Here is a 17,084-nt window from a genome sequence, read left to right on the forward strand (position 1 = left end):
TTATATGAGTTATAAACATCTTGGCATAGATGAAAGGATTTATATTGAGAATCAATTGAAATTTAAATTTAAAATTAGTGAAATAGCTAAAAATCTTAATCGAAGTATTAGTACTATTATTCGAGAAATTAATAGAAATAAAGATAATAATCATTATTTTTCATTAATTGCACAAAATAAAGCTGAAAATCAAAAACAATCACATATTAGTTTTCATAAGTTTAAAAATAAGAATTTAGTAAAATATGTACAACAAAAATTACTATTAGGTTGATCACCTGAACAAATTTATGGCAGAATTAAAAATTTTCATAAAGAGTGAGTTATTAGTTTTAAAACAATTTATACTTGAATTTATTTTGGAATGCTTGATAAAGTTACTAGTAAAAATTTAAGAAGAAAAGGTAAAAAACGAAAATCTAAAGAAAATCGTGGCAAGTTTAATGATAAATCAATTAAAGAACGAGATATAAATGTTAATGATCGTATAACACTTGGTCATTGAGAAGGAGATACTATAGTATCATCACGAGGTAAAAGCAAATCATGTTTAATAACTTTAGTTGAAAGAGTATCACGATTTACTTTAGCAATATTAGTTAAAAACAGAACTACTAAAGTTATTAATAAAAATGTCAGTTATTATTTATCAATTCTTCCTAAAAACATTGTTAAAACTATTACTTTTGATCGTGGCAAAGAATTTTCAAATTGACAACAACTTGAAAAAAATTTAGATGTAAAAATTTATTTTGCCAATCCATATTCACCTTGACAAAGAGGTACTAATGAAAATACTAATGGTTTAATTAGAGAAAAATTTCCTAAAAAATTTATTTTTTCAAAAACTAATAAAAATGAAGTTCACAAATTTATATTGTCTTTAAATCAAAGACCGAGAAAAATATTAAATTATCTTTCACCAATCGAATATTTGGATAGAAAAATAATTTAGTTGCACTTACCTTTACAATTTAGCCTTTAAAAAATTTACGTTGGTCAGCTCTAAACCATTGAATTTGCATATCTGTAAAAAATGGAATTTGCTCCTTTGTAAACGATTGAATTTGTTGGCCTATTAAAGATTGAATCTGTTCCATTGTCAACTCTTGAATCTGCTCTTTTGTAAAGTATGGAATTTGTTGTTCTGTAAATGATGAAATTTGCTTTTCTGTAAATCAAGAAATTTGCTCTTTTGTAAAAAATGAAACTTGTTCTGGTGTAAAAAATGGAATTTGTAATAGTGTAAATCAACGAATTTGTTCTAATGTAAATGAAGCAATCTGTTCTTTTGTAAAATTTGGAATTTGCTCTTTTGTAAAAAGTGGAATTTGCCATAATCAAAATGACTCAATTTGAATGGGTGTAAAAGCTGCAATTTGAATTGGTAAAAATGATTGTATTTGGTCTTCTGTTAAATGTAAAATTTGTATTTTTGTAAACGCTGGAATTTGATCTTCTGTCAATGACTGAATTTGCCATAATCAAAAAGACTGAATTTGCAACGGCAAAAATGATGCAATTTGTTCTCTTGTAAATGCTGCTACTTGCAACGGCAAAAATGATTTAATCTGTCATAATCAAAATGAATCAATTTGAATGGGTGTAAAAGCTGCAATTTGAATAGCCAAAAATGATTGTATTTGTTGAATTGTAAAAAGTGGAACTTGTTGTTTTGTAAAATCTACCACTTGCAACGGCAAAAATGATGCAATTTGAGTAGCCAAAAACGATTGAATCTGGCTAGGAGTAAAAGCCGTAATTTGTGATGGTAAAAACAATGAAATTTGCTCTTTTGTAAAAGATACAATTTGTATTTCTATAAATTTTGAAACTCGTGATGGCAAAAATGATGCAATTTGAATAGATGTAAAATATGGAATTTGTGTAACATTAAATGACCTAATTTGTATAGGCGTCAATGCTTGAATTTGTTCAGTTGTAAATAATGGTATTTGTTGATTTGTTAAATGTGAAACTTGCTCAATTGTCAATGAAACAATTTGTACTTTTGTCAATGATTGAATCTGTTCTTCTATCAATGACTGAATTTGTGATAACGTAAAAATTTAATCTGCTCTGTTGTAAATGACTGAATTTGTTCTTTTGTCAACGATTGAATTTGTCATGACCAAAATGAAGAAATTTGTGTTTTTGTAAAATGTAAAATTTGTGATGATGTAAATGAACGAATTTGTTCTATTGTAAAAAATGAAATTTGTGTAAAAAATGAAATTTGTTCTGTTGTAAAAAGAGGAATTTGTTCTGATGTAAAAAGTGGAATTTGTAATGACGTAAATGACTCAATTTGAATTGATGTCAATGCTTGAATCTGATCTTCTGTAAAAAATGGAACTTGTTCTTCTGTTAATGATTGAATTTGTAATAATGTAAAAGATTTAATTTGTATAGGCAAAAATGATCTAATTTGTATAGGCGTCAATGCTTGAATTTGAATAGGAGTAAACGCCTTGATTTGATTTTCTGTAAATGATACAACTTGTTCTGGTGTAAATGATACAACTTGTTTTTCACTAAAATACGGAATTTGCAAAGGCAAAAATGATGCAATTTGTTCTTGTGTAAATGCTGCTACTTGCAACGGCAAAAATGCTTGAATCTGAATAGGAGTAAACGCCTTGATTTGATTTTCTGTAAATGATACAACTTGTTCTCTTGTCAATGACTGAATTTGTGATAACGTAAAAGATTGAATTTGTTCTGATGTAAATGATACAACTTGTTCAATTATTGATTAATTATTTTTTTGTTTATTAAAAGTTGAAATTATTTTTCTTCCAAAAAATTTACGCTGCTCTAATGTAAAAATTTGTTTTTGTTCTGGCGTAAATGATGCAATATGTTTTTCTGTAAATTCTGGAATTTGTTCTTTTGTAAAAGCAGAAATTTGCAACGGTGTAAACGTAGGGATTTGTTCGATTGTAAAAAGAGGAATTTGTTGTGGCGTAAATACAGAAATTTGCAACGGTGTAAACGTAGGGATTTGTTCTGGTGTAAAAATTGGGATTTGTTCATATGTTAAATACGGAATTTGTTGTGGCGTAAATGATGCAATCTGTTTTTTTGTAAATGACTGAATTTGTCATAATCAAAATCATTGAATTTGTTTGGGTCTAAATGATTTAATTTGTTCTGCTGTAAAAAGTGGGATTTGTTCTGGTAGCAATGATTGAATTTGATATTTAGATAAAGCTTTTATTTCATGATCTGTTAAAATTGATATTTTTATTGAAGGTATTATTGAAATCATTGTTGTACTAGATTCTACTTGTAAAGTCTTAAAAAATGAAATATTACTATTAATGATAGGTTCTTCTTGTAAAAGAGGTTTAACAATCAATGAATAATTATTAGGCATGTGCTTTTCCTTTCCAAATAAAAACCCATTTACTTTAAAATAAAGTAAATAGGTCAAAAACTTATATTTATATTTTAATATTTTTCTCTATCTATTAAGTGAATCTTACACTATTTTAAGAATATTATTATAAATATTATTTATAAGCAATTTTAATTTTAATGTTCATCAATAACAACAATTATTTTTTGACTAACATTGTTAATTTGCTAAATTGTAAAGGTAAGTGCAACTAAATTATTTTTCTATCCAAATATTCGATTGGTGAAAGATAATTTAATATTTTTCTCGGTCTTTGATTTAAAGACAATATAAATTTATGAACTTCATTTTTATTAGTTTTTGAAAAAATAAATTTTTTAGGAAATTTTTCTCTAATTAAACCATTAGTATTTTCATTAGTACCTCTTTGTCAAGGTGAATATGGATTGTCAAAATAAATTTTTACATCTAAATTTTTTTCAAGTTGTTGTCAATTTGAAAATTCTTTGCCACGATCAAAAGTACTAGTTTTAACAATGTTTTTAGGAAGAATTGATAAATAATAACTGACATTTTTATTAATAACTTTAGTAGTTCTGTTTTTAACTAATATTGCTAAAGTAAATCGTGATACTCTTTCAACTAAAGTTATTAAACATGATTTGCTTTTGCCTCTTGATGATACTATAGTATCTCCTTCTCAATGACCAAGTGTTATACGATCATTAACATTTATATCTAGTTCTTTAATTGATTTACCATTAAACTTGCCACGATTTTCTTTAGATTTTAGTTTTTTACCTTTTCTTCTTAAATTTTTACTAGTAACTTTATCAAGCATTCCAAAATAAATTCAAGTATAAATTGTTTTAAAACTAATAACTCACTCTTTATGAAAATTTTTAATTCTGCCATAAATTTGTTCAGGTGATCAACCTAATAGTAATTTTTGTTGTACATATTTTACTAAATTCTTATTTTTAAACTTATGAAAACTAATATGTGATTGTTTTCGATTTTCAGCTTTATTTTGTGCAATTAATGAAAAATAATGATTATTATCTTTATTTCTATTAATTTCTCGAATAATAGTACTAATACTTCGATTAAGATTTTTAGCTATTTCACTAATTTTAAATTTAAATTTCAATTGATTCTCAATATAAATCCTTTCATCTATGCCAAGATGTTTATAACTCATATAAAAACTCCTTACTTTTTTCTAAACTAAATTTAGCATTATGAAATTTTTATATGAGAATTTTTTGCAATTTTATTTACTTGCACTTACAAGTATAATTCAGCACTTAAATAAATATTGATCTCTAACACTAATATTATTGTTGCTAAATATAAGAACACCAATAATATTATCAAAATAATCAGTAGTATCTCATCAAATATTATGTTTAATTATCGATAAAAGCCAATCTAAGTCATTAAAACTTAAGTTTTTCTTTCATCAAAGATTTAAAAATTCCATTGCTGTATATTGAAATTCACGATTTTTTTGTAAATATAATGTTTCAAATAACTGTTTTTTTATTTACTAACGATAAATTTTTATTTCATTTATTTAAAAATAATTTTACTAATGGTTTTCGTTTACTAGTTAAAATTCCATAAAATTCAAAATTATTGATTAAAAATTTTTCTTGTTTAATTTTAGTATTGATATTAGCATTATTAATAAAAATTGTCGTTAATATTTTTATTTATTCATTAAATTTTTCCATATATACCTTTCTATCTATATAAAATATTTTATCTTAAAAATATTGAAGGGAAAGTACTCATTAAAATAATCATTATTATTGCTAAACAACTAAATATGCATAATCTAAGAATATGACGAAAATGTTTTTTATTTAAATAATTAATTGTTTGATTTAAATACATTAAATTTCATTTATTAATTGGCAATTGATAATAATCCAAAATAGCGATTAAAATTGCATGTCGTTTAAATGATTTACATTTTTTATAGTATTTAATATGGAATGAAATTTCATTTCAATGCTTAAAACTAAAAATATTATTAAGATCCATTAGTTCCAAAACAATTTCTTCGGGTGTAAAATCAGCATTTGCTGCATAAAAAGATTTGAATTGCTTATTTTGTTTAATTCAATATTTAATCTCATAAATAATCATAAATAATGCAATTACTAATACCATTACCACTGTTAAATCTTTAAATATATTTACCGCATACAATAATTTTCGAAGTTCAAAACTAATTTTTTGATCAGTTTTATCAATAACAGTTAATAATATTGAAAGAATTATTGAAAATATTGATAAAAACAATGCTAATATATCCATAATTCTAATTTTTTGTGTACATTTTAATTTAATATATTTAAATAAATCTTTAACAACAATATTAACATCAATTGTTAATGTTAAATTTTGTATATTTGTTTGTATTTCTTCATACCTAGCTTCTTCTAACTTTTCTTCATCATCATCAAAAAACATAGTTTTCCCTCCATCCTATATCATAATTTTAACATTATCCGTAACTAAAACTAAAAAAATGAACAACTTAAAAAGTTGCTCATTTTTATATTTTAGTAATAGTTTATTTTGGAGTTCAAGTTTTTAATAAATCATTTTTAATATTACCTACTTGTGGCCCATAAATTACTTGAATAGCTGTACCTTTTTTAAAGATACCAACTGCACCAGTTGATTTTAAAATATTATCATCAACTTTAGTTTCATCAAAAACTGTAACACGCAATCTTGTAGCACAATTGTCTAATAATTTAACATTACTTCGTCCACCAAGACCTTTAAAAATATTTTCTAACATATCATTATTTTTATCTTTATTAGTATCAGGTGTTAATGTTTGTTTCTTTGTCATTTCTGCTTGTAAAGTTTTATGAATAGACTCTGCACCATCAAGATAAGTAATTTCAACTTTATTGGCAATTACTTTAATATTTTTAGTTCCACTTAATCTTAATAAAGCTTTTGAATAAATATTTGCATCTTTTAAAGTTGCAACTAATACTTTATCTTTAGCGTTAACATCAATAATATTTAATGCTCCACCAAGTCCAAGTAATAAATTTTCTACTTTTGTTCTACCTTTTTTTGAAGACTTATCTAAAGAACTTTCAACACTTTGTAAAGCTAAGTTGGTTGCTAATTCTCCTTCTTCACGACCTAAAGTTTTGTAATTTCTTCACTTAATAATGTAATAGAACCCAAAGAAATAAGCAGGTGCCATAATTAATCCAGCACCAAATACTCAATAGAAGCCTGTTTCTTTACCAAGAATACTTGGTAATATTCCAAAGAAAGAAAAGTCAATAAATCCAGCAGCAAAACCTTGACCAACAACTATATTTAATAAATACGCCATCATAAAACTAATTCCTGCCATAAATGCATGGAAAACAAAACATAATGGTGCTACAAATAAGAATGAAAACAACAATGGTTCTGTAACTCCTGTTAAGAAAGAAGTTAGAGCAGCAGATCCTAAAATACCACCAACCATTTTTTTATTTTCTGGTCGTGCTAACATTCACATAGCAAGCGCTGCAAATGGATAACCATATTGCATATATGCAAATCGCCCACTCATAAACATTGTTCCTGGTGTTTGATTCATGTGTCCTACTGCATTAGAAGCAAATTGTCCAAAGAAAATATTGTACGCTCCTACAAATGTGTCAGATCCATTAGTTCACGTACCACCAATTCCAGTATATCAGAAAGGTGCATATTGAACGTGATGCAATCCTGTTGGTATTAATAAACGTTCAGTAATTCCAAAAAACATTGCAATAAATGCTCCACCAACTGTTGGATGAAAATTATCACCAGTTAACTGTCCATCAGTAAGTTGACCTGTATTCATACCAGCTGCTAAGCCATTACCAATTTCTCTAAAAGCAATTAATAACATTGGTCAAATAAAGAAAAAAGCTAATCCCATTCCTATTCCAACAAAAACAGCTAAAATTGGCACAAAACGTTCACCACCAAAAAAAGCTAATACTCTTGGCATACGAATATTGTATGAATGATTATGAACAACTGATACTAATCAACCAACAAGAATGCCACCTAAAACTGAAGTATCAAACGTAGGAAATAATCCTAAGACAGAAGAAAATAAACCAGAAGATTTACCACTTTCTGGAGTAATCTTTGCACCTTCACCTAAACCTCATGGATCAAATCCCAACATTCCTGTTTTAGGATTTCAAAAAAACATGCCACTAATAACTGAAGTCATAACAATAAAAGTAATAAATCCAGAAAGAGCAGCTACACCTTTACTAGCTTTTGCAAAACCAAAAGCAATAGAAATAGCAAAAATCAATCCTAAATTAGCAAAAACAACGTTTCCAGCTGATTGCATAATTGAAAAAATATTAATAATACCAACAAGACTATCATGATTAGGTAATTGCTTTAAAGAACTAGCAACTCCACCACCAATTCCTAACAATAAGCCAGCTATTGGTAATGTGGCTATTGGTAAAACAATGGCTCTTGATAAGTTTTGCATTTTACCAAACATTTTGCCACCTAATTTATTAAAAGTTCCTTTAAAAGTAAAACTAGGATTTTTCTTATCCTCAGGAGTTGTTTGTTTACTATGAAAAAATTTACTCATTTTCTCACCTCCATTCTATATTGTTCTATACAGATGAGAATTTTATTCTATACAGATAAAAATATTATATATATATATATATATATATAATAGTAAAAACAACAATAAAATAAATAAAAACGATTTTTTTACTACTATAATAGTAATTTCGGAGAAATTTTATAATATATATAGGTATTATCAATAACTACTATAAATTTTAATAATATATTGTAATTAAAAAAATAGTAAGTATTTTAAAACACTTACTATTTTTATTTTTTTAATTTTAAGTATTAATTTAAATTAAACCAAATATCTAAACCAATAAATTTAATAATTAACGTACCAATACAATAAGTAAAAACTAAAGTTGTTAACATATATAAAATTCATGATTCTTTTATTCTTTTATGATCAAGAAATTTATTAAAAGGAATTGCTTTTACAGCAAATCCGCTAGCAATAAAACTAAAAAGATAAATACTTATTTCAATTATTCATTTTATTAAATGTGAATCATGCATATTTATTAACCTCCACTAACCCTTTTAATACGCTCATCAAATACCTTTGTTTCTTGCTCTTTTAAAATTGATGTATATTCAACTTTATCACTAATAATACGAACCATATGTAAATCAGTTACCAAAAGTCCACCAGAAATCGTTAAATTACGAATTTTTTCTTTAATTTTAAATGACATTTTCGATATTTGAATATTAGCAATCAAAGGTGTATGCCATTCAAGAATACCAACATAGCCTTCAGTTGTTTTAACATTAACTCACTGTACTTCTCCATCGAAAAAAATACCATCAGGAGTAATAATTTTAAGATTTAATGCCATACTATCACCTTCAATTATCTCAATTTCTTTGCCTTTTCAATTGCTTGTTCAATAGTTCCTACATATAAAAACGCTTGCTCTGGTAAATCATCACATTCACCATCTAAAATTTGTTTAAAACTATTAACAGTTTTACTAATCGGAATATAAATACCATTTAAACCCGAAAATTTTTCAGCAACATGAAATGGTTGTGAACAAAAATTACGAATTCTTCTTGCTCTAGCTACTATTTTTTTATCTTCTTCGCTCAACTCATCCATTCCTAAAATACCAATGATTGGTTCTAATTCAGAAAAACGTTGAATTGTTTCAATAACTCTTTGCGCAACATCATAATGCTCCTGACCAACAATAGCAGGATCTAACATTCTTGATGAAGATTGTAAAGGATGAACAGCAGGATAAAGCCCTAAAGCAGCAATATTACGATCTAAAACAATTTTGGCATCCAAGTGAGTAAATGTTGTCGCAGGAGCTGGATCAGTTAAATCATCAGCTGGTACATATACTGCTTGTACAGATGTAATAGAACCACGTGTTGTTGATACAATACGTTCTTGTAAAGCACCCATTTCTGTCGATAATGTTGGTTGGTACCCTACTGCTGAAGGCATTCTTCCTAATAAAGCTGATACTTCACTACCAGCTTGTGTAAAACGAAATATATTATCAATAAATAATAATACATCTTGTTGTTTTTCATCACGGAAGTATTCAGCAATTGTTAAACCAGTTAATGCAACACGCATTCTAGCACCTGGTGGTTCTGACATTTGACCAAACACTAAAGCAGTTTTACTAATAACACCTGACTCTTGCATTTCATAATATAAATCATTACCCTCACGTGTTCTTTCGCCAACTCCTGAAAAGACAGAAATACCACCATGTTCTTTAGCTATGTTATTAATTAATTCTTGAATTAAAACTGTTTTACCAACTCCAGCTCCACCGAATAAACCAATTTTTCCACCTTTAGCATAAGGTGCTAATAAATCAATAACTTTAATTCCTGTTTCTAAAATTTCAGATTTTGATTGTAATTCATCAAAACTAGGAGGTGTACGATGAATAGGATATTTTAATTTAGTTTTAAGTTCTTTACCATCATCAATGACTTCACCCAATACATTAAAAAGTCTACCCAAAACTTCTTCACCAACAGGAACACTAATTGGTATTCCTAAATCAACTGCTTCAAGACCACGTAGTAATCCTTCAGTTGGACCCATTGAAATACAACGAACACTATCATCACCAATATGTTTTGCAACTTCAACAATTAATTTTTGACCATTATTATCAATACTAATAGCATTATTTAAATTAGGTAAACTATTATCATTAAAACGAATATCAATAACTGGACCTGAAATTTGAACAATTTTTCCAATATTTCGTTTAGTTGGTAATTGTTTACTAGTTTTAACACTTTCTTTGCTATTAACTACTTTTTTAGTCACTTTTGCTTTTACTTTAGCAATAACTTTAGTGTTATCTTTTTTTAAAGAATTTTTATCACTAACATTTTTTTCTTTAATTGTTATAGATTTTTTACTAGTTGCATTTTTCATTTTAGTTTACTCCTTTATTATGATGATTGGGCATCAGCGCCACCAATAATTTCTGAAATTTCTTGGGTAATAGCACCTTGACGGGCACGATTATAACTTACTAATAATTTATCTTTCATTTCTTTGGCATTATTTGAAGCATTTTCCATTGCTAATCTTCGTAATGCTTGCTCTGACACTTGTGATTCTACTAATGCACCATAAACAATGGCACCAACATATAAAGGAATAGCACTATTAATAACAGTATTAGCGTCTGGTTCAAAATCAGTTTGAATTAAATTACTTTCTTGATTAGTTTTAATAGAAACAATTGGTAATAAATCAATAATTGTTGGAATTGTTGTTACCGTATTTACATATTTTGTATATGCAATTTTAATAGCATCAGTTTCTTTATTATTAAACTTAGAAAGTAACAACAAAGATATCTCTTGCGACTCATTATATGATGATTGAATGTTAATTTCAGTATAAGATTGCATAATTTTACAATGATGATTAGTAAAGTATGAAACTCCTTTACTACCAATAACAACTATTTCATCTTGTGGTTGATATTGTTCTAGTACTAATTTATTTAAATTATTATTAAAACCACCACATAATCCTAAATTAGAATTAAAAACAACTCATATTGTTTTATTAATAACTTGATCCTTTGTTTTTAAATAAATTGAATTACTTAATTTAGGTATTAGTTGATTGAATGTATCATAAACTTCAGAATAATAAGGTTTAATCATCTCAATTCTTTTACCTACTTTTTTTAATTTAGCTGTTGATACTAGTTGCATTGCTTTAGTAATTTTATAACTAGTATTAACAGATTTAATTTTTTGTCTAATTTGTTCCATGCTTTGAGCCATGATATTTCACCTTACCTTCCTAATACATTATTTGAATGTTTTAATTAGTGTTTCCCATTCTTCAAGACTACCATATATTTTAGGATTATAGTCATTTAGCTTATTAGTCAAATTATAAACAACCTGCATAATGCCTTGACTAATGCTCACTTGTAACTCTTCACTAAATGCTTGATCTTGCTGTAACTTTAAATAACTTTTTCGTTGTTGTTTTTGAAAATAAGTTATTACTTCCTTTTTAAAAGAATCCATCATTTCTACTGGTAATCATTTAATTGCCTTATTTTTAATTGCTAATAAAATAATTGCTTGATCAATTTGATTTAATGGTTCATTTTGTTTTTGTTTTAAAATTTCAATGGCACGTTTACCATGTTCAATAACAGCTCTAGTATTTTCATCTAAATCAGAACCAAATTGTGAAAAAGCTTGTAATTCACGAAATTGTGCTAATTCTAATTTTAATGTTCCACCTGCTTTTTTTATTGCTTTAATTTGTGCTGATGAACCTACCCGTGAAACTGATAAACCTACATCAACTGCTGGACGAATTCCGGCATTAAATAATTCTGACATTAAAAAAATTTGACCATCAGTAATTGAAATAACATTAGTAGGAATATATGCAGAAATATCACCGGCTTGTGTTTCAATAATAGGTAAGGCAGTAATACTCCCACCACCATGTTTTTCATTTAATTTAGCTGCACGCTCTAATAAACGTGAATGAAGATAAAAAACATCTCCTGGATAAGCTTCTCTTCCTGGTGGTCTTCTTAATAATAAGGAAATAGCACGATAGGCCACTGCATGTTTACTCAAATCATCATAAACAATTAAGACATCTTTACCTTCTTCCATTCATTCTTCGGCAATAGTTACTCCTGTATAAGGAGCAATATATTGCAAAGGAGCAACTTCACTAGCAGTAGCAGCAACAATAGTTGTATACTTCATTGCCCCTAGTTGTGTTAATTTATCAACAATTTGAGCAACAGTTGAAGCTTTTTGACCAATAGCAACATAAACACAAAAGACATTTTTACCCTTTTGATTAATAATAGTATCAATAGCAATCGTTGTTTTTCCAGTTTGACGATCACCAATTATTAACTCTCTTTGACCTTTGCCAATCGGAATCATTGCATCAATTGATAATAATCCTGTTGCTAAAGGTTCTGATACAGATTTTCTAGTCATCACACCCAGCGCTATTCTTTCAATCGGTCTAGTTTTCGTAGTTTTAATTGGACCTTTACCATCAATCTTTTGCCCTAGTGCATTAACAACTCTTCCTAAAAGCATATTACCAACTGGTGTTTCAACAACATTACCTGTTCTACTAACAATATCTCCTTCTTTGATACCTGTGTCATCCCCCATTAAAGTAACACCAACAGCAGTTTCTTCTAAACTCAAAACCATACCATAAATATTACTTTTAGAAAAAAATACTAATTCACCATTAACAGCCTTATCTAAACCATGAATTAGCGCAATTCCATCACCGACAGTAACAACAATGCCTTCCTCATTAGCACTAATTTTTTTACCATAATTTTTAATTTGGCTTTTTACAATTTCTGAAATTTGATTAACATTTAAGGACATTTGTTTTACCTCTATTCATGACTTAATAATTCTTGTTTTAATTGATCAATTTGACCTTTAATGGAACCATCAAAAACTTGATTCCGTACTTTAACTTTAATACCGCCAATTAATGATTTATCAATCTTGTTAACGACTTTAATCTTATGTTTAATGACTTTCTCAATTTTCAATTTTATTTGATTTATTTGTTGGTTTGAAAGTTCTATTACTGAATAAATAATGCCATAGTTTACATCTTGATATTCATTACATAATTTGCGAAATTCTTTTAAAATAAAACGAACACACTGGAAATGATGTTCATCAATCAACAAAAAGAAAAAATTTAACATATATGGTTCAATATGATTTTTAAAAGTTTCACTAATAATTTGTTTACGTGTTTCAATAGTTATATTACTACTACTAGTAATATCAATAAATTCTGGATAAGTAGTAAAAATATCAATTAATTTATTACTTTCTTCAGCAAATTGAGTAATTTTTTTTATTTCTCTTGCTAATTGAAAAAGACCATTACTTCATTGATTAGCTAATCCTTCATCTATCATTTAACTTCACCACTATTCCAAATTCTTAATAAAATCAGTAATTAATTGTTCATGTTTTTTAGCATTCATTTCAGCACCAATAATTTTTTTAGCTGCTTCTAATGCTACTACTTTGATTTCTTCGTTAATCTTTGCTTCTACCTCTTTACGAGCACGAACTAAATCACGATTTGATTGATTAGTAATACGCATACTCTCTTCTTGCGCTTTATCAATAATTTGTTTACGCTTATTGTAACCATCATTTTGTGCATTAGCAATAATTTCCTGAGCTTCAATTTTAGCAGCTTTTAATATTTGACTAGCTTCACCACGATCTTGATTAGCTAATGATTGCTTGCAAGCAGCATCATCAAGTTTTTCTTTAATTACTAAATGTCGCGAATGTAAAGCCTTACAAAACGGAGCATAAACTCATCTTCAAAGTACCATTAATAAAATTAATGTTGCAAAAATATGAGCAATAAAAACAGGAAGATTGGGAAATAATTGATTAACAATATCATCACCTGATACTAAATCATTGAAATTAAAATTCATAAAATCACCTACTTTTTAATATTTTTTAATACCTTATGCTACAAATATTAAAATTAGAGAAACAACTAATCCATAAATAGCACCTGATTCGGCAATAGCTGCACCAATAACAAATTGTGTTCTAATTTTAGATTCTACTTCAGGATTACGAGCAACCGCTTCAACAGCTTTACCAGCAGCAAAACCTTGACCAATTCCACTTCCTGCACAAGAAATAGTTGAAATTCCAGCTCCAACAAACTTTAAATTCATCAATCCATTAGGATCAGCTGCTAAATTATTAAAAAAATGAAAGACATGTGTCATTACTGTTGTTAATAATTCCATAATAAATAAATTCTCCTTTTTGTGTTTTATTTTTTTTCCATAATTGAACGTTCGGTATAAATTTCTTCTTCATGATTTATTGCTTGTTGTTTACGAAGTTTTTTTGGTAATTTAATAGTAAGTTCTCCCTTATGAGAACTTCCTTCCTCCATTTGTAACTTCCAATAAACAAGAGTTAAGGTGCCAAAAATTAAGGCTTGAATACTTCCAGCAAATAAATCAAAATAAATATGTAATAATGGTCCAATTACACCAATTAATAAATTCATCTGACCAATAATTGGGATATTACTTCAAATATTAGCAGTTACCCCATAAAGCATTGCCAAAATAATACTTCCACCTAAAATATTACCAAATAAACGAAAAGATAAAGAAATCAAAGGTGCAAATTGAGTAATTAATTCTAGAGGGTTAATAATAAATTTTTTAAAAAATAAAAGTTTCTGAAATTTAATAGCAATATAATATATTCCAATAAAAGTAACTAATGCCATTGATAAAGTAACAGTATACATTGATGACTGTGGTTCAAGACCAATAATCGATAATCAATTACCAATTAAAATATAACCCATTACATATAACAAATAAACTGTCAGGTTTTTATACTTTACACCAAGAACATCAACAACAATTTTTTCAACTGATTTAATTATTAATTCAACAACTAAAACAATACCTCTTGGATCTTCATCAGGCTTCATTCGTTTTACTTTATAGTAATAAATATAACTAATAACACTGATAAAGACTGTTGTTATCAAAATTGTTACCAATTGTGGCATAATTTGTAAATAATTCCAACTTTCCAATCCAGCTAAAGTTTCCATTTAAATTCCTTCTTTTAAGTTATTTTTTTGATATACACATAATGTTGCAGTAATAGTAGCAACCATTAATATTGACATTCCGGCAATTATAGTAAAAATATTAGCAAAGTTAAAGAAAATATTCAAAACTATAATTGAACCATAAATTAACATTCTTAATAAGAATCCAAAATATGCTAAGGTTTGTTTTAAATGTATTCCGCTGGTTAATCATTTTGACGATAAATATAAAAAGCATAACCCAATCATACTTCCTATAAAACCAATATTAAATCCAGCAATTAATAACCAATGGTTTGTATTAATTATAACAGTTATAATTAATCCTACATTAATTAATAATCAATAGCATAACATTGTAAAAAGTATTGAAAGAAAAAGGTTATTTCTAATTTTTTTCATTAAAATATTTATTTAGTTCCAAAAATTCGATCACCAGCATCACCCAATCCAGGTACAATATAACCATCATCATTTAATTCTTTATCCAACGCTGCTAAAAAAATCTTAACATCAGGATGATTATGATTAATTTTCTTAATAGCTACTGGTGCTCCTACAATGGAAACTAAAGTAATATTTTTAAAACCTACTTTTTTTAATTCTTTAATAGCAGCGTCAGCAGTACCACCAGTAGCAAGCATTGGATCTAAGATAAATACTAATGCATCACTTATATTTTTAATATTTTTGGGATATTTAAAAAAATATTTTTGTGGTTTTAAAGTTTCTTCATCACGATAAAGACCAACATGACTAATAATTGCATTAGGTACTACATACTCAAATCCATTTGTCATCCCTAATCCTGCTCTTAAAATCGGAGAAAGAATGATTGTCTTGGTTAATGTTTTACCAATAACTTTAGTAATGGGTGTTTCAACTTCAATTTCATCAAGAGGAATATCTTTAAATACTTCATAAGCCATTAACGTTGCAATTTCGCTTAAATTCTCTTTGAAATCTTTTTTTTGGGTTAAGTGATTTCTAATTCTTGTTAATTTATCTTGTATTAAAGGATGATTAACAATAAACAGATTTTTACTACTTTCCACTAAAAACACTCCTTTATCTTTAATGCGTATATTTTCAATAATTTAAAATATATACTAATATGAAATTTTACGCCTTTTAATTTATAAATCAATAAAATAACAATAAAAATAACGAAAAAAGATAAAAGATTTATTCAAAAATTATTTTTTTAATTGTTAATAACATTCTTATAGTTCAAAATTAACTAAATAAAAATATAATTTATAAATTTTATTTTAATAACTTTGTTTTTATTTTAAAAAATTATAATCTAAAATATAAATTCAATAAATTTCTTTTATTGATATAGAAAATTATATATTTACAATAAACTATTAATAGTAATTTTTGTCTTATTTTTATCAAAAAAAATCTTATGTTAAAATTAAAAGATAAAACTTCATACAAGTTTTTAAACTATTATTTTAATTTTAAAATAAATAGTTTTTTTATTTTGAAAGGAGAAAAAATGAAAAAAATTCAAAAATACTTTACATATACAGGTGGAATATTAGGTGGTAGTGCAGCGCTAAGTGGCATAAGTTATTTTTATTATGATTTAATTTCAAAAAATAAGGAAGCTTTATATGATCCAGAAGCAGGAATGGCACTCTTTGGAATAATGGTTAGTATAACAGGTTCAACTTTTATTGGAGCATTTTTAGGTTCTAAACTAGGATATGGAATTAGCACTTCCATTTCAAATATTTATGATAAATGTTTTCCAACAAATATTTCTGATATTAATGTTGAAAGTAATAACGAACAACAAATATCTGAAAGAACTCCATTATTAAGAAATAACGATATAACAAGTATTAATGGTGAACAATTACCAATAATTAATCAAAATCATTGTCAATTAACTTTTTCATAAACTTAATAAAAATAAATGTTGGTAATTTA

20 protein-coding genes are annotated in these 17,084 nt (G+C 26.7%); 3 read left to right on the top strand and 17 right to left on the bottom strand.

Annotated elements, in window-relative coordinates:
• The first annotated feature begins 4 nt into the window (after positions 1–4).
• On the top strand, positions 5–955 hold the full coding sequence (locus ACICQF_RS05985) for an IS30 family transposase (RefSeq protein WP_395473145.1): 951 nt from the start codon (positions 5–7) through the stop codon (positions 953–955).
• Positions 956–974: 19 nt separating this feature from the next.
• Here the strand turns inward: ACICQF_RS05985 and ACICQF_RS05990 are convergent, their stop codons facing one another.
• The 4 genes from ACICQF_RS05990 to ACICQF_RS06005 all read right to left on the bottom strand — a co-directional run bounded on the left by ACICQF_RS05990 (position 975) and on the right by ACICQF_RS06005 (position 4,562).
• A complete protein-coding gene (locus ACICQF_RS05990) occupies positions 975–2,042 on the bottom strand; it encodes a hypothetical protein (RefSeq protein WP_395473146.1) in 1,068 nt (355 codons plus the stop codon).
• Positions 2,036–2,683, bottom strand: coding sequence for a hypothetical protein (locus tag ACICQF_RS05995; RefSeq protein WP_395473147.1), 648 nt, complete (start codon positions 2,681–2,683; stop codon positions 2,036–2,038). The genes ACICQF_RS05990 and ACICQF_RS05995 overlap by 7 nt, the downstream gene beginning before the upstream one ends.
• A 72-nt stretch (positions 2,684–2,755) precedes the next feature.
• A complete protein-coding gene (locus ACICQF_RS06000) occupies positions 2,756–3,379 on the bottom strand; it encodes a hypothetical protein (RefSeq protein ID WP_395473148.1) in 624 nt (207 codons plus the stop codon).
• 232 nt (positions 3,380–3,611) lie between these two features.
• Entirely contained in the window at positions 3,612–4,562 is a 951-nt protein-coding gene (locus ACICQF_RS06005) for an IS30 family transposase (RefSeq protein ID WP_395473149.1), read from the bottom strand.
• Positions 4,563–4,602: 40 nt separating this feature from the next.
• Between ACICQF_RS06005 and ACICQF_RS06010 the strand changes: the two genes are divergently transcribed.
• The gene (locus ACICQF_RS06010) at positions 4,603–4,743 is read left to right on the top strand and encodes a hypothetical protein (RefSeq protein WP_395473150.1); all 141 of its coding nucleotides are present in this window, start codon (positions 4,603–4,605) and stop codon (positions 4,741–4,743) included.
• Between the two features lie 382 nt (positions 4,744–5,125).
• On the opposite strand, the gene ACICQF_RS06015 is transcribed toward ACICQF_RS06010, so the two are convergent.
• From ACICQF_RS06015 to upp, 13 genes are all read right to left on the bottom strand, one after another.
• Positions 5,126–5,842, bottom strand: a complete 717-nt coding sequence (locus tag ACICQF_RS06015) for a hypothetical protein (RefSeq protein WP_395473151.1) — start codon at positions 5,840–5,842, stop codon at positions 5,126–5,128.
• 103 nt (positions 5,843–5,945) lie between these two features.
• On the bottom strand, positions 5,946–8,003 hold the full coding sequence (locus ACICQF_RS06020) for a PTS transporter subunit EIIC (protein WP_395473152.1): 2,058 nt from the start codon (positions 8,001–8,003) through the stop codon (positions 5,946–5,948).
• A 275-nt stretch (positions 8,004–8,278) separates the two neighbouring features.
• On the bottom strand, positions 8,279–8,509 hold the full coding sequence (locus tag ACICQF_RS06025; protein WP_174480957.1) for a hypothetical protein: 231 nt from the start codon (positions 8,507–8,509) through the stop codon (positions 8,279–8,281).
• 5 nt (positions 8,510–8,514) lie between these two features.
• Positions 8,515–8,832, bottom strand: coding sequence for a F0F1 ATP synthase subunit epsilon (locus tag ACICQF_RS06030; protein ID WP_174480958.1), 318 nt, complete (start codon positions 8,830–8,832; stop codon positions 8,515–8,517).
• Between the two features lie 14 nt (positions 8,833–8,846).
• Positions 8,847–10,409: a F0F1 ATP synthase subunit beta gene (atpD, locus tag ACICQF_RS06035; RefSeq protein ID WP_338958299.1), complete on the bottom strand. Its 1,563-nt coding sequence runs from the start codon at positions 10,407–10,409 to the stop codon at positions 8,847–8,849.
• A gap of 17 nt (positions 10,410–10,426) precedes the next feature.
• Positions 10,427–11,278, bottom strand: a complete 852-nt coding sequence (gene atpG, locus ACICQF_RS06040; protein ID WP_338958301.1) for an ATP synthase F1 subunit gamma — start codon at positions 11,276–11,278, stop codon at positions 10,427–10,429.
• Between the two features lie 27 nt (positions 11,279–11,305).
• Positions 11,306–12,889 carry a F0F1 ATP synthase subunit alpha gene (atpA, locus tag ACICQF_RS06045; RefSeq protein ID WP_395473153.1) on the bottom strand — a complete coding sequence of 528 codons (1,584 nt, stop codon included), beginning with the start codon at positions 12,887–12,889 and terminating at the stop codon, positions 11,306–11,308.
• An 11-nt stretch (positions 12,890–12,900) separates the two neighbouring features.
• Positions 12,901–13,443 carry a F0F1 ATP synthase subunit delta gene (locus ACICQF_RS06050; protein WP_395473154.1) on the bottom strand — a complete coding sequence of 181 codons (543 nt, stop codon included), beginning with the start codon at positions 13,441–13,443 and terminating at the stop codon, positions 12,901–12,903.
• 12 nt (positions 13,444–13,455) lie between these two features.
• On the bottom strand, positions 13,456–13,983 hold the full coding sequence (gene atpF / locus ACICQF_RS06055) for a F0F1 ATP synthase subunit B (RefSeq protein WP_395473156.1): 528 nt from the start codon (positions 13,981–13,983) through the stop codon (positions 13,456–13,458).
• A gap of 33 nt (positions 13,984–14,016) precedes the next feature.
• A complete protein-coding gene (atpE, locus tag ACICQF_RS06060; protein WP_395473157.1) occupies positions 14,017–14,289 on the bottom strand; it encodes an ATP synthase F0 subunit C in 273 nt (90 codons plus the stop codon).
• A 47-nt stretch (positions 14,290–14,336) separates the two neighbouring features.
• A complete protein-coding gene (locus tag ACICQF_RS06065) occupies positions 14,337–15,143 on the bottom strand; it encodes a F0F1 ATP synthase subunit A (RefSeq protein WP_395473158.1) in 807 nt (268 codons plus the stop codon).
• Positions 15,144–15,500, bottom strand: a complete 357-nt coding sequence (locus ACICQF_RS06070) for a hypothetical protein (protein ID WP_174480965.1) — start codon at positions 15,498–15,500, stop codon at positions 15,144–15,146.
• A gap of 53 nt (positions 15,501–15,553) precedes the next feature.
• The gene (gene upp, locus ACICQF_RS06075; protein ID WP_308699596.1) at positions 15,554–16,198 is read right to left on the bottom strand and encodes a uracil phosphoribosyltransferase; all 645 of its coding nucleotides are present in this window, start codon (positions 16,196–16,198) and stop codon (positions 15,554–15,556) included.
• 449 nt (positions 16,199–16,647) lie between these two features.
• Between upp and ACICQF_RS06080 the strand changes: the two genes are divergently transcribed.
• Positions 16,648–17,055: a hypothetical protein gene (locus ACICQF_RS06080; RefSeq protein WP_338958313.1), complete on the top strand. Its 408-nt coding sequence runs from the start codon at positions 16,648–16,650 to the stop codon at positions 17,053–17,055.
• Positions 17,056–17,084 lie beyond the last annotated feature (29 nt).

It is taken from the genome of Spiroplasma endosymbiont of Nomada rufipes, from assembly GCF_964277355.1.
Classification (GTDB): Bacteria; Bacillota_I; Bacilli_A; order Mycoplasmatales; family VBWQ01; genus Spiroplasma_E.